General features: G+C 73.5%; 10 protein-coding genes. 5 read left to right on the top strand and 5 right to left on the bottom strand.

All coding sequences use genetic code 11. The annotated features are described in order from the left end of the window. Window positions 1-140 precede the first annotated feature (140 nt). On the bottom strand, window positions 141-518 hold the full coding sequence (locus ACFYR0_RS22925; RefSeq protein WP_386379108.1) for an STAS domain-containing protein: 378 nt from the start codon (window positions 516-518) through the stop codon (window positions 141-143). Between the two features lie 249 nt (window positions 519-767). Between ACFYR0_RS22925 and ACFYR0_RS22930 the strand changes: the two genes are divergently transcribed. Beyond that, window positions 768-1,682, top strand: a complete 915-nt coding sequence (locus ACFYR0_RS22930; protein WP_389330997.1) for an RNA polymerase sigma factor SigF — start codon at window positions 768-770, stop codon at window positions 1,680-1,682. Window positions 1,683-2,068: 386 nt separating this feature from the next. Then, entirely contained in the window at window positions 2,069-3,979 is a 1,911-nt protein-coding gene (locus ACFYR0_RS22935) for a ricin-type beta-trefoil lectin domain protein (protein WP_389331000.1), read from the top strand. A gap of 40 nt (window positions 3,980-4,019) precedes the next feature. On the opposite strand, the gene hutI is transcribed toward ACFYR0_RS22935, so the two are convergent. The 4 genes from hutI to hutU all read right to left on the bottom strand — a co-directional run bounded on the left by hutI (window position 4,020) and on the right by hutU (window position 9,698). Then, on the bottom strand, window positions 4,020-5,192 hold the full coding sequence (gene hutI, locus ACFYR0_RS22940; protein WP_389331003.1) for an imidazolonepropionase: 1,173 nt from the start codon (window positions 5,190-5,192) through the stop codon (window positions 4,020-4,022). A gap of 50 nt (window positions 5,193-5,242) precedes the next feature. Further along, window positions 5,243-6,661, bottom strand: a complete 1,419-nt coding sequence (locus tag ACFYR0_RS22945; RefSeq protein WP_389331006.1) for a formimidoylglutamate deiminase — start codon at window positions 6,659-6,661, stop codon at window positions 5,243-5,245. Continuing rightward, window positions 6,658-7,860, bottom strand: a complete 1,203-nt coding sequence (locus ACFYR0_RS22950) for an allantoate amidohydrolase (RefSeq protein ID WP_389331356.1) — start codon at window positions 7,858-7,860, stop codon at window positions 6,658-6,660. Before ACFYR0_RS22950 ends, ACFYR0_RS22945 begins: the two co-directional genes overlap by 4 nt. Before the next feature lie 173 nt (window positions 7,861-8,033). Beyond that, window positions 8,034-9,698 carry a urocanate hydratase gene (gene hutU, locus ACFYR0_RS22955; RefSeq protein WP_389331009.1) on the bottom strand — a complete coding sequence of 555 codons (1,665 nt, stop codon included), beginning with the start codon at window positions 9,696-9,698 and terminating at the stop codon, window positions 8,034-8,036. 260 nt (window positions 9,699-9,958) lie between these two features. On the opposite strand from hutU, the gene ACFYR0_RS22960 reads away from it, so the two are divergent. The 3 genes from ACFYR0_RS22960 to ACFYR0_RS22970 all read left to right on the top strand — a co-directional run bounded on the left by ACFYR0_RS22960 (window position 9,959) and on the right by ACFYR0_RS22970 (window position 12,757). Next, window positions 9,959-11,368 carry a diaminopimelate decarboxylase gene (locus tag ACFYR0_RS22960; protein ID WP_389331012.1) on the top strand — a complete coding sequence of 470 codons (1,410 nt, stop codon included), beginning with the start codon at window positions 9,959-9,961 and terminating at the stop codon, window positions 11,366-11,368. 169 nt (window positions 11,369-11,537) lie between these two features. Beyond that, window positions 11,538-11,939, top strand: a complete 402-nt coding sequence (locus ACFYR0_RS22965; RefSeq protein ID WP_389331015.1) for a hypothetical protein — start codon at window positions 11,538-11,540, stop codon at window positions 11,937-11,939. Further along, on the top strand, window positions 11,936-12,757 hold the full coding sequence (locus tag ACFYR0_RS22970; RefSeq protein WP_389331018.1) for a transcriptional regulator: 822 nt from the start codon (window positions 11,936-11,938) through the stop codon (window positions 12,755-12,757). Before ACFYR0_RS22965 ends, ACFYR0_RS22970 begins: the two co-directional genes overlap by 4 nt. The last annotated feature ends 26 nt before the right edge of the window (window positions 12,758-12,783 follow it).

A 12,783-nucleotide genomic window follows, 5' to 3' on the forward strand; every position in this document is an offset into this window, starting at 1 on the left:
GATTCAGAAGTCTCTACAGGAAATCCGCAGCTGGGCGGTTGCCGCCGTCATGTTCAAGGGGTCTCCTGCCCGGGCGGCGCGGCGGAACACCCGTACTTTCCGGCCCGACCGGATATTCCGGCCCAGCCGTACCCCCCGGCTCAGCCGGACTCGTCGGCCAGAGCCGCGTCGAGCGTGTCATGGACAGTGAAGACCGCGTCCGCGCCGGTGATCTCGAACACCCGTGCGACCACGGGCAGCATTCCGGCGAGATGGACACCCCCTCCGGCGGCCTCGGCCTTCAGCCGTGCGCCGAGCAGGACGTTCAGTCCCGTGGAGTCGCAGAACTCCAGCCGGGAGCAGTCCACGACCAGCCGGCCCAGGCCCCGCTCGAGGCATTCTTCCAGAGGTACGCGCAACAGGTCGGCGGTGTGGTGATCGAGCTCACCCGCCGGTGTCACGACCGCACTGGAGCCCTCCTGCCGCACCTCCACCAGAAGCCGGCCCGACTGCGCACTGCCGACCGTCCCGTGGTCCATGCCGTCTCTCTCCCGAGGTCGTCGCTGCCGAATTGACGCCCTCGAACACTACGCCTTCCTCACACTCTCTGACACCTGAACAACCGCAATGAAGCGGACATACCCGCACGTAACACACTTGCGGTGGCCGTCGGAAAGCGGGTAGGGCTAGTAGAGACACGCAACCGACACGGCCGGCCTTGGAGGCGCCGCACACCGCAGTGCACCCAATGGCTTCGGCAGCCTATGCCGAGAATGATGGAGGACACCATGTCACCCCGGCTCGACGCATCGCACCCCTCTACGGCTACGGCGACGTCGACACCCGCTCCGGAACAGCTGGAACCCATCACCCCCACGACCGACGCGGGCGAGGACGCGCTCGCCGGTCTTCCGGAGATCCCCCCGTACGACGAGGTGGGACCCATGGACGCGCGGGCGTTGTCCAAGACCCTCTTCGAGCGGCTGGTGTCCCTCGAGGAAGGCACGCACGAACACGCGTACGTCCGCAACACGCTGGTCGAGCTGAACCTCGCGCTGGTCAAGTTCGCCGCCTCCCGCTTCCGTTCGCGCAGCGAGCCGATGGAGGACATCGTCCAGGTCGGCACGATCGGTCTGATCAAGGCGATCGACCGCTTCGAGCTCACCCGGGGCGTCGAGTTCCCCACTTTCGCGATGCCGACCATCATCGGCGAGATCAAGCGCTTCTTCCGCGACACCTCGTGGTCCGTGCGCGTCCCTCGCCGCCTCCAGGAGCTGCGGCTGGACCTGGCCAGGGCCGGTGACGAACTGGCCCAGCGGCTGGACCGCGCGCCGACGGTGCCCGAACTCGCCGAGCACCTGGGGCTGAGCCACGACGAGGTCGTCGAGGGAATGGCCGCCTCCAACGCCTACACCGCCAGCTCGCTGGACGCCCAGCCCGAGGAGGACGACTCCGAGGGCGCGCTCGCCGACCGCATCGGCTACGAGGACCACGGGCTCGAAGGCATCGAGTACGTCGAGTCGCTGAAGCCGCTGATCGCCGAACTGCCGCCGCGCGACCGGAAGATCCTGTCCCTGCGGTTCGTGGCGGGCATGACCCAGTCGGAGATCGGCGAGGAGCTGGGCATCTCGCAGATGCACGTGTCCCGGCTGCTGTCCCGGACCCTGGGGCGGCTGCGCAAGGGCCTGACGGCCGAGGACTGAGCCCCCCGGCGGCCGGAGGGCGCTCCTCGCCCGGACCTCACGCGTCCGGGGCTGTCGCACAGGGCCCCACGCGTCGGGCCCGCCCGTGTCGGGCCTCGCGTGTCCCGGCCCGCCGTGTCGGGGCTCGCGCGACAGCACCGCGGAGAGGTCGTGAGTCACGGGTCCTTCGAAGCCTCGTGCCGTACGGATCCCCGAGGGCGGTTCGATCGGTCGGACCGCCGTCGTGGCCGTTACCGGACCGCATCCTTGTTCTCGCTGGTTACCCGGGGAAACCTCTTTTCCCGCCCGATCGGGTCCACCACTATGGGCACCCCCAAACAGACTGGCCAGTAAGTCAGTTATGGGCGGGGTGTGGACCAGGGACGGGGACGCGAGGAGGCTTGGTGATGGCGCGGGCCGAGGGAACCGGCAATGAGGCCGGGGCCGTTGACAGCGAGAGCGAGTACTCGGGCGCCACGGACGCCCGGCTGACGGAGCTGCTGCGCACCGGCAGCACGACCGCGTACCCGGCCCTGCGCGAACTGCGCGCCCGCCACCGCGACTCCGTGCTCGCCTACGCCCGCCTCAGCACCGTCAGCGACGCCGTCGCCCGCCAGCTCGCCGCCCACGCCTTCACCTCGGCGGCCCGCGAGACCGCGCAGGGCACCGACTCCGGCACACCCGTACGCCACCGGCTGCTTCTGCTCGCCGCGCAGGTCGCCGGGCAGTGGGCGGCCGAGGAGCGCGCGGTCGGGCTCGACCCCGCCCTGCGGCTCGTGCTCGGCGCGGCCGGGCCGGACGGGCCCGTACCGCCCCTGCTCAGGGCGTTCCACTCGCTGCCGCCGCGCACCCAGGGCCTGATCTGGTACGGCCTCGTCGAGCGGGAGACCGAGGAGCGCACCGCCCTGCTGCTCGGGATGAGCCGTGCCGACGTGGCCTGGGGCGTCGAGCGCACCCTCCCCGCCCTGGCCGGAGCCGCCCTGCGCAGCCGCCTGGCCGACTCCGACGACCCCCACTGCCAGGACTTCCGCCGCCTGATCGAGGAGTCCGTACGCCCGGACTCCCCCCGCCACAGCCTCGACCTCGCCACGCACATGACGCGGTGCCCGCACTGCACGATGGCCTACGAGGAGCAGTGCGCCCTGCGCGACACCCCGCGGGCGGCGCTGGCCGAGGGGCTGCTGCCCTGGTCGGGCGCGGCGTACGCGGGCGAGGCCCCGGTCGGCGCCTCCGGTGCGGCCACCGCGGCCGGGACCTCCGCGGGCGGGGACGGCCGGGACACCGCCACGCACACCACGAGTCGCAGGGCCGCGTCCGGGACGGGCGCACTCGCCTCCTACGACGGCTCCGGCTCCGGCTCCGGCGGCTGGAACGGGCCGGGGCGCTCGTCCACCGCGCCCTCCCGTACGGCCTCCGGCGCCGCGTCGGGCGCCGGCCGGGGCGCCGCGGCCGTGTCCGGGCCGGGGGCCGGGGTGCGCCCGGCCGTGTCCGGGCCCACCCGTTCCAGGCCCGCCGGTCCCAGGCCGCCGGCCGGGGAGGACCCCGCGGGCCGGGGGTCGGTGGAGGAGGCGGCACGGGCCTGGCCGGCCTCGCGGCGGTTCGCGCTCGCCTCGGCGGCACTGGGAGTGGCGCTCACGCCGCTGCTGCTGTTCCTGCTCACGCCCGGCGACCCGCCCGCGCAGAACGCCGCCGCGCACACCCGGTACACACCGCCGCCCGTGCCCGCCGTGACGGTGACCACGACCGTGTCGGTGACCCCGTCGCCCTCGCCCTCCCCCTCGAAGACCCGCACGTCACCGTCGCCGAAGCCGACGCCGACCCCGTCGCCCACCTCCGCGCGTCCGCGGCCGACCACCGCGGCGCCGAAGCCGCCCCCGCCGCCACCGGCCCCGCACGCGCCGAACGGCACCTACGCCGAGGTGGTCAACGAGGACACCGGACGCTGCCTGGACATCGCGGACGGCTGGTTCGACAAGGGCAACGACGTGATCGCGGCGCCCTGTTCCGGCTCCGACACGCAGCTGTGGCGGTACGACGCGGAGCGCCAGGTCCTCCAGGCGTACGCCGACGACGACTTCTGCCTGGACAGCCGCGGCTCGGACGACCGGGGCGCGGGCATCTGGACCTGCGACTCGGTCTACGGCAGCAACGGCCGGAACCTGATGTTCGAGGTGACCTCCGACGGCGTGATCCGCCCGTACGTCGCGCCCTACACGGCGCTGACCGCGTACGGCTCGGACGACGGTCTGTGGTTCGACTGGACCGGGGACGACGACGAGAGGCCCGCGCAGCGCTGGCAGGCGGGCCGGGCCCGCTGAGGGGCGTCCCGGCCCGGCGTCGCGTCTCGCGGAGGCCGGGTCAGACGGTCCTGGTGCCGCCGCGCCACACCTCGCCGACCAGCGGCACGCCCGGCCGGTAGGCCAGGTGGACATGGCTGGGCGCTTCCAGGAACGCCAGGTCGGCGCGGGCGCCCGGGGCGAGGCGGCCGATGTCCTCGCGGCGCAGGGCCGCGGCGCCGCCCGCGGTGGCCGACCAGACCGCCTCGTCGGGGGTCATGCCCATGTCCCGTACGGCGAGCGCGATGCAGAACGGCACGGACGAGGTGTACGACGAGCCCGGGTTGCAGTCGGTGGACAGGGCGACCGTGACCCCGGCGTCGAGCAGGCGCCGGGCGTCGGGCCACTGCGCGCGGGTGGAGAACTCGGCGCCGGGCAGCAGGGTCGCGACCGTACGGCTGTTGGCCAGGGCGTCCACGTCCGCGTCGGTGAGGTGGGTGCAGTGGTCGGCGCTGGCCGCGTCGAGCTCGACGGCGAGCTGCACGCCGGGGCCGTGGGAGAGCTGGTTGGCGTGCACGCGCGGGTGCAGGCCGCGGGCCTTGCCGGCGGTGAGGATCGCTCGGGCCTGGTCGCCGTCGAAGGCGCCCTTCTCGCAGAACACGTCGATCCAGCGGGCGTGCGGGGCGCAGGCGTCCAGCATCTCGCCGGTGACCAGGGCGACATAGCCGGCCGGGTCGTCGGCGTAGTCCGGGGAGACGATGTGGGCGCCGAGGTAGGTGACCTCGTCGGTGTGCGCGGCGGCGATGCGCAGCGCGCGGGCCTCGTCCTCGACGGTGAGGCCGTAGCCCGACTTGGTCTCGAAGGTGGTCGTGCCCTGGCGCAGCGCCTCGGCGAGGTGCCGGGTGAGGTTCGCCTCCAGCTCGGCGTCGGTCGCGGCGCGGGTGGCGGCGACGGTGGTGCGGATGCCGCCCGCGCTGTACGGCCGCCCGGACATACGGGCGTTGAACTCCTCGGTGCGGTCGCCCGCGAAGACCAGGTGCGAGTGGGAGTCGACGAAGCCGGGGACCACGGCCCGGCCGCCGGCGTCGACCCGGTTGTCAGTGGCGGGTGCTTTGCTTGATCCACCGGCCCAGGCGACGCGGTCGCCGTCGACGACCAGGGCCGCGTCGCGGATCAGGCCGAGGGGTGAGCCGTCACCCAGGGAGGGGTCGTTGGTGACCAGCGTGGCGATGTTGGTGATGACGGTGCTGCTCATCGTCGTGTCCTCATGGGCGGGGGCAGGGGCGTGTGCTTCGGGTGCGGGGATCAGTCGCGCAGTGCCGCGACGGCCGCGGCCAGCGCCTGCGGCACATCGGGCACGAGCGTGTGCGCCCCGTCCCGGACGACGTGCCGTCCGCCCACGACCGTGTGCCGTACGTCGGCCGCGGTCGCCGCGAATACGGCTGTCTCGGCGCCGAGCCCGGGCAGCGGTCCCGCTGTCCTGACGGTGTCGAGCGCGAGGGTGGTGAGGTCGGCGAGCGCGCCCTGCTCGATGCGTCCGGCCTCGTCCCAGCCGAGGGCGGCGTGACCGTCGGCGGTGGCGGCGCGCAGCAGGGCGGCGGCCGTCCAGTGGCCCCGGGTGCGGGTGCGCAGCCGCTCGTTGAGCTCCATCGCGCGTGCCTCTTCGAGCAGGTCGATGACGGCGTGGCTGTCGGAGCCGAGGGAGAGCGGGGAGCCCTGCCGCTGGAGGGCGACGGCGGGGCCGATGCCGTCGGCGAGGTCGCGTTCGGTGGTCGGGCACATGCAGGTGCCGGTCCCGGTACCGCCGAGCAGGGCGATGTCCTCGTCGGTGAGGTGTGTGTTGTGGACGCCGGTGGTGCGCGGCCCGAGCACCCCGTGTTCGGCGAGGAGCTGGGTGGGTGTGCAGCCGTGGGCGTCCTGGCAGGCGTCGTTCTCGGCGGTCTGCTCGGACAGGTGCACATGCAGCGGGGCCCGCCGCTCCTGTGCCCAGCGCGCCACGGTCGCCAACTGCGCTGCGGGCACGGCCCGTACGGAGTGGACGGCCGCCCCGATCCGCGCGTGGTCGCGTTCCTTGAGAAGTGAAGAGCGTTCGGCCCAGGCCTCGGCGGTGCCGTCGGAGAAGCGCCGCTGGTGGCTGTTCGGCTCCTCGCCGAAGCCGGAGGAGAGGTAGCAGGTGTCGAGGAGGGTGATCCTTATGCCCGCCTCGGCCGCGGCCGCGATCAGCGCCTCGCCCATGGCGTTGGGATCGGCGTAGGGGGTGCCGCCGGGGGCGTGGTGGACGTAGTGGAACTCGCCGACGGAGGTGATGCCTGCCAGGGCCATCTCGGCGTAGGTCGCACGCGCGAGCGAGTGGTAGCTGTCGGGGGTGAGCTTGTCGGCAACCGAATACATCACCTCGCGCCACGTCCAGAACGAGTCCGGCGCCCCTCCCCCGTCTTGTCCCCGCGAAAGCGGGGGTGTTCCGGCGTGGCAGTGCGCGTTGGCCGGTCCCGGAGGGGTGCCTCCGGCCTGGACCGTGCCACGCAGGGCCCGGTGAAAAGCATGGCTATGACTGTTGGCCAGGCCTGGAATCGTCAGCCCTCGCAGCACCTCGACGCCGGGGGGCGGTGCGCTGACAGCCGTGCGGACGGCGGCGATCCTGCCGCCCGCGACCTCGACGACGACGCCGGGCTCCACATGGGTGCCCAGCCAGGCGTGCTCCAACCAGTAGGTCCCCTTGGTCACCGGCAGGCCAGTCCTTCCAGTACGTCGGCGAGGGCGGTCACCCCGGCCAGGCAGTCGGCCTCGGCCGCGTGCTCGGCCGGGGAGTGCGAGACGCCCGTGGGGTTGCGCACGAACAGCATGGCGGTCGGGACGCGCCCGGAGAGGATTCCGGCGTCGTGTCCCGCGCCGGTGCCCAGGACGGGGACGGTCAGGCCGGTGTCCTTGCCGAGGATGCGGCCCAGTTCGTCGCGCAGGGCGTGGTCGAACTCGACGACGGGGGTGAAGGACTCCCGGACCACGGCGAGGTCGACGCCGTGCCGTGCGGCGTACTCCCGGGCGGCCTTCCGGATGCCGTCCACCACGGTGTCGAGGCTCTCCTGGTCGGCGGCTCGGCTGTCCAGCCAGCCGCGTACCAGGGAGGGGATGGCGTTGACGCCGTTGGGCTCGACGGAGATCTTGCCGAAGGTGGCGACGGCTCCGGCGAGTTCGGCCTCGCGGCGGGCGGCGAGCACGGTCTCGGCGTACGACAGCATCGGGTCCCGGCGATCCGCCAGCCGGGTGGTGCCGGCGTGGTTCGCCTCGCCCCGGAAGTCGAACCGCCAGCGTCCGTGCGGCCAGATGGCGCTGGCGATGCCGACGGCGTCCCCGCTGAGGTCCAGCGCCCGGCCCTGTTCGACGTGCAGTTCGACGAACGCGCCGATGCGGGCGAGCCGTTCGGGATCGGGTCCGATGGCGTCCGGGTCGTAGCCCGCGGCCTCCATGGCCCGGGGCAGGGTGGTCCCGTCGCCGTCGGTGAGCCGGTGGGCCTGCTCGGGGGTCAGCTCTCCCGCGGTGAGCCGGGACCCGACGCAGGCAAGCCCGAAGCGGGCGCCCTCCTCGTCCCCGAAGTTGGTGATGGCGAGGGGCCTGGTGAACTCCGCTCCCCGGCCGCGCAGTTCGTCGAGCGCGGCGAAGGAGGAGACCACGCCGAGGGGGCCGTCGAAGGCCCCGCCGTCCGGTACGGAGTCCAGGTGCGAGCCCGTGACGACGGCGTCCCCGGCCGTGGGGTCGCCGAGCCAGGCCCACTGGTTGCCGTTGCGGTCGACCTCGTAGGCCAGCCCCCGGGCGTGGGCCTGCTCCTCGAACCAGGCCCGGCAGTCGGCGTCGGCACCGGTCCAGGCGTGGCGCCGGTAGCCGCCGGATTCGGCGTGCCGCCCGATGGGGAGCAGTTCCGCCCACATCTCGTGGAAGGAACGTCCGCCCACAGGCTGTGGGCGGACGTTCCGCAGGGCGATGGGGGTCCCCCCGGTCGAGCTACTTCGAGACTGCGGGCGGGCGGGCACAGCCGAACCCACAGACGGCGACGGGACATCCGCCCCCGCCGGAGAGTTGCCGTGCCCGTCCTCGCTGGCCGTCACGCCTGGTCACCCTCACGCATCGGCACGCGCACACCCTTGTCGTCGGCGACCGACTCGGCGATGTCGTAGCCCGCGTCCACGTGCCGGATGACACCCATGCCGGGGTCGTTGGTGAGGACGCGGCGGATCTTCTCGCCGGCCAGCTTCGTGCCGTCGGCCACGGACACCTGGCCCGCGTGGATGGAGCGGCCCATGCCGACGCCGCCGCCGTGGTGGAGGGAGACCCAGCTCGCGCCGGAGGCGACGTTGACCATGGCGTTGAGCAGCGGCCAGTCGGCGATCGCGTCGGAGCCGTCGAGCATGGCCTCGGTCTCGCGGTAGGGGGAGGCGACGGAGCCGCAGTCGAGGTGGTCGCGGCCGATGGCCAGCGGGGCGGCCAGTTCGCCGCTCGCGACCATGTCGTTGAAGCGCTCGCCGGCCTTGTCGCGCTCGCCGTAGCCGAGCCAGCAGATGCGGGCGGGCAGGCCCTGGAAGTGGACGCGCTCGCCGGCCATCTTGATCCAGCGGTGCAGGGACTCGTTCTCGGGGAAGAGCTCCAGGATCGCCTTGTCGGTCTTGGCGATGTCGGAGGCCTCGCCGGACAGGGCGGCCCAGCGGAAGGGGCCCTTGCCCTCGCAGAACAGGGGGCGGATGTAGGCGGGGACGAAGCCGGGGAAGGCGAAGGCGCGGTCGTAGCCGGCCAGCTGGGCCTCGCCGCGGATGGAGTTGCCGTAGTCGAAGACCTCGGCGCCGGCGTCCATGAAGCCGACCATGGCCTCGACGTGCCGGGCCATGGACTCGCGGGCCCGCTGGGTGAAGCCGGCCGGGTCCTTCGCCGCGGCGTCGGCCATGTCCTCGAAGGCAACGCCGACCGGCAGATAGGCCAGCGGGTCGTGGGCCGAGGTCTGGTCGGTGACGATGTCGATCGGGGCGCCCTCGGCGAGCATCTGCGGGAGCAGCTCGGCGGCGTTGCCCAGGAGGCCGATGGACAGCGGCCTGCGCTGGTCGCGGGCCTCGGTGGCGAGCTGGAGCGCGTGGGCGAGGCTGTCGGCCTTCACGTCCAGGTAGCGGTGCTCGATGCGGCGCTCGATGGCGCGCGGGTCGCAGTCGATGCAGATGGCGACGCCGTCGTTCATGGTGACGGCGAGGGGCTGGGCGCCGCCCATGCCGCCGAGGCCGGCGGTGAGGGTGATGGTCCCGGCGAGGGTGCCGCCGAACTTCTTCGCGGCGACGGCGGCGAAGGTCTCGTAGGTGCCCTGGAGGATGCCCTGGGTGCCGATGTAGATCCAGGAGCCGGCGGTCATCTGGCCGTACATGGTCAGGCCGAGGGCCTCCAGGCGGCGGAACTCCTCCCAGTTGGCCCAGTCGCCGACGAGGTTGGAGTTGGCGATCAGGACGCGCGGGGCCCACTCGTGGGTCTGCATGACGCCGACCGGGCGGCCGGACTGGACCAGCATGGTCTCGTCCTGCTTGAGGGTGCGCAGGGTGCGGACCATGGCGTCGAAGGAGCGCCAGTCGCGGGCGGCCTTGCCGGTGCCGCCGTAGACGACGAGCTTGTCGGGGTGCTCGGCGACCTCGGGGTCCAGGTTGTTCTGGAGCATGCGCAGGGCGGCCTCCTGCTGCCATCCCAGGGCGCTCAGTTCCGTACCGCGCGGCGCCTGTACGGGGCGGGGTCCTGACATGGTCTGCCTCCTTGGGCTTGCTCCCAGCGGAATGTTTCTGCCGTTATTCACATCCTGAACCTCTGAATAGAACTAGTCAATACACCCGGCTGACGGCATGACCGCGCCATGGGTGTTTGGCTGGACGCATGGACCCCGAGCGCGCGGGGGCGGAGACCCGGCCATCTGCGCGGCCCGACCCCGGTGCAGATGAACCCCGACCGCGCGGGGGCGGAGATGTGGGGCGACGGAGACGGCGACGGCACGTGGGCGAGGTGACCATGGGCGATGACAGGGGTCGCGAGCGGCCCTCGGACCCGGCCGCAGACGCCACCCCGGACGGGCGTCGGAGGGCGGGCAGGCGGGACCGGGCCGTGCGGGCCGCCGTGGAGCAGGGGCTGCTCGGGCCCGGCGCACCCCTGGTGGCGCTGCTGGACGTGGCCGGGATCAGGGAGTCCGTGGCCGGGTTGCGCGCGGCGTTCGACGCGGTGGTCGCGCCGGGGACGCCCGTGCTGCACGCCTTCGCGGTGAAGGCCACACCGCTGGTGCCGGTGCTGCGGCTGCTGCACGCCGAGGGCGTCGGCGCGGAGGTGGCGAGCCCAGGCGAGCTGGCACTGGCCCGCGCGGCCGGCGTCCCGCCCCGGCGGACGGTGCTGGACTCCCCCGCCAAGACCCCGGACGAACTGCGCGAGGCGCTCGCGCTGGGCATCGCGGTCAACGCCGACAACCCGCAGGAGCTGGACCGCGTGGACGCCCTGCTGCGGTCCGCGCCGAGCCGCTCCCCGTTCGGCATCCGGATCAACCCGCAGGTCGGCGCGGGGGCGATCGAGGCGCTGTCGACGGCGACGGCCACCTCGAAGTTCGGTGTGGCGCTGCGCGACGAGGGCGCCCGCGACTGGCTGGTCCGCGCCTGCCGGGACCGGCCCTGGCTGACCCGGCTGCACACGCACACCGGCTCGCAGGGCGTCCCGCTGCCCCTGATGGCGCGGGGTGTGGCGGAGACGTACGCCCTGGCGGAGGAGATCAACCGGACGCTCGGCCGGCGCCAGATCGACACCGTCGACATCGGCGGCGGCCTCCCCGTGAACTTCGCCTCCGACGTGACGACGCCGACCTTCGCCCAGTACGCCCGGCTGCTGCGCGAGACGGTGCCCGGACTGTTCGACGGGCGCTACGGGCTGGTCACCGAGTTCGGGCGTGCCCTGCTCGCCGAGCAGGGCACGATCCTGGCCCGCGTGGAGTACACCAAGTCCGCGGGCGGGCGCCCCGTCGCCGTGACGCACGCGGGCGTGCAGGTGGCGACCCGCACGGTCTACGCGCCCGGTTCCTGGCCGCTGCGCATCGCCGCCTACGACGCCGAGGGCCGCCCGAAGCAGGGCCCTTTGCTGGTCCAGGACGTGGCGGGACCCGCCTGTTTCGCGGGTGACCTGCTGGCCAGCGGCCATGCCCTGCCCCGGCTGGAACAGGGCGACTTCGCCGCGGCCCTCGACACGGGCGCGTACTACTTCGCCCACCACTACGGCTACAACTCCCTGGCCCGGCCCGCCGTCCACGGCTTCGCGCCGGGCGCATCGGGCTCGGTGGTCTTCGCGACCGTACGCGAGGCGCAGACGCTCGCGGAGATCGTGGCGGAGTCGGGAGGAGCGCACACGGACGCGCTCACCACGGGGTTCACGTCGGAACGCCGTTGAACGCGCCCCTGCGCACGGTGTTCAACGGGGTATGAACACATGCCCAGTTGACCCACCCTAGTACCCCCGTCGCATGTTCCACCGGAAAATGCCGGATCCCTCCGCGGCGGCGCACACGGTGCGTAGCCTCTCCCTCACTCAGCCGGACCGGGGTGGGAGGGGAACCGGGGTGCCCGGAATCGACGAATGTCTGCTGGAGGCCATGCGCCTGCCCGGCGCCAAGGGAGCCTCGCTGGTCGACTGGACGAGCGGGCTGGCCCTCGGCACGGTCGGGGAGTTCCCCGGCGGTGACCACGAGGCGGCGGCCGCCGAGGCGGCCGAGGTCGCCCGGCTGGCCGCCGAGCAGAGGGCGTTCGCGCCCGAGACCGAGCAGGGCGGCGAGGACACGGCCGGCCCTCCGGTGGAGGACCTGATCATCAGCAACCGCGACAGCTACCACCTGCTGCGGTTCCTGCGGACCTCCTTCGACAGCAGCGTGTTCCTGCACGTCTGGCTCGGCCGCGCGGAGGGGAACCTCGCGCTGGCCCGGATCAGGCTGGGCGAGATGGCCGGACGGCTGGAGCTGGGATGACGGTGAAGGAAGCGGCGCGGCCGGCCCCGCTGCCGGTGCGAGAGGGATCGGCCCGGCGGCAGGCCGGCGGGCTGTCGCCGATGCTGACCCGGCTGGCGGAGGAGCGGGCCACCGGAACCCTGGAGCGGGAGCACGGCTGCCTGCACCTCGCCGACGGTCAGGTCGTGCACGCCGAGAGCCCGTACGCCCCCGGCCTCGGAGTGCTGCTCCCGGCCCACGGCACGCTGGAGGCCGAGGTCTGGCTCGAGGCGGTCGAACGGGCCGACGAACGGCACGGCGCCGCCGGGCTGCTGCTCGACGCCGGGTGGCTGGGCCGGGGCGCGCTGGAGGTGTGCCACACCGGCAGTCTGTTCGACGCCGGGTACTTCGCGCTCTGCCCGAGCCGTTCCCCGGGCCGCTTCCGCTACGGCAGCGGGCACTGGCTCGGGACCGTCCGGCCGGTGTCCGTGGCGGCGCTGGAACGCGAGACGCTGCGCCGCCGCTCGCTGCTGGAGAGCCTGTGGCCCGACCCCCGGGCCGACAGCGCCCCCCTGCTGCGCACGGACGCGGCCGTGCCCGGGGCCGGGGCCACCGCACGGCAGCGCGCGGTGCTGGCCCTGGTCGACGGGGTGCGCACCGCGCCGCAGATAGCCCACGCGCTGGGGCGGCACACCTTCCACACACTGGTGGACGTACGTCGGCTCGCCGCGGTCGGTCTGATCACGGCGGGCGTCCCGCCACCCCCGCCCGAACCCCGGCAGGCCCTGCCCCTGCCCCCTACGGACGACCCCGACATCACCCTGCTGAAAAGGCTCAGGGATGCGCTGGAGGCCCTTTGAGCGGCAGCGACCGCTCGGCGAGAGGA

Origin of the sequence: Streptomyces sp. NPDC005017 (assembly GCF_042873115.1) — a bacterium.
Classification (GTDB): Bacteria; Actinomycetota; Actinomycetes; order Streptomycetales; family Streptomycetaceae; genus Streptomyces.

Bases quoted from the DNA above. Each gene is read 5' to 3' on its own strand.
- ACFYR0_RS22935 (WP_389331000.1), top strand. From the start codon at position 2,069: ATGGCGCGGGCCGAGGGAACCGGCAATGAGGCCGGGGCCGTTGACAGC.
- ACFYR0_RS22970 (WP_389331018.1), top strand. From the start codon at position 11,936: ATGACGGTGAAGGAAGCGGCGCGGCCGGCCCCGCTGCCGGTGCGAGAG.
- ACFYR0_RS22960 (WP_389331012.1), top strand. From the start codon at position 9,959: ATGGGCGATGACAGGGGTCGCGAGCGGCCCTCGGACCCGGCCGCAGAC.
- hutU (WP_389331009.1), bottom strand. From the start codon at position 9,698: ATGTCAGGACCCCGCCCCGTACAGGCGCCGCGCGGTACGGAACTGAGC.
- ACFYR0_RS22925 (WP_386379108.1), bottom strand. From the start codon at position 518: ATGGACCACGGGACGGTCGGCAGTGCGCAGTCGGGCCGGCTTCTGGTG.
- ACFYR0_RS22950 (WP_389331356.1), bottom strand. From the start codon at position 7,860: ATGTGGGCGGAACTGCTCCCCATCGGGCGGCACGCCGAATCCGGCGGC.
- hutI (WP_389331003.1), bottom strand. From the start codon at position 5,192: ATGAGCAGCACCGTCATCACCAACATCGCCACGCTGGTCACCAACGAC.
- ACFYR0_RS22930 (WP_389330997.1), top strand. From the start codon at position 768: ATGTCACCCCGGCTCGACGCATCGCACCCCTCTACGGCTACGGCGACG.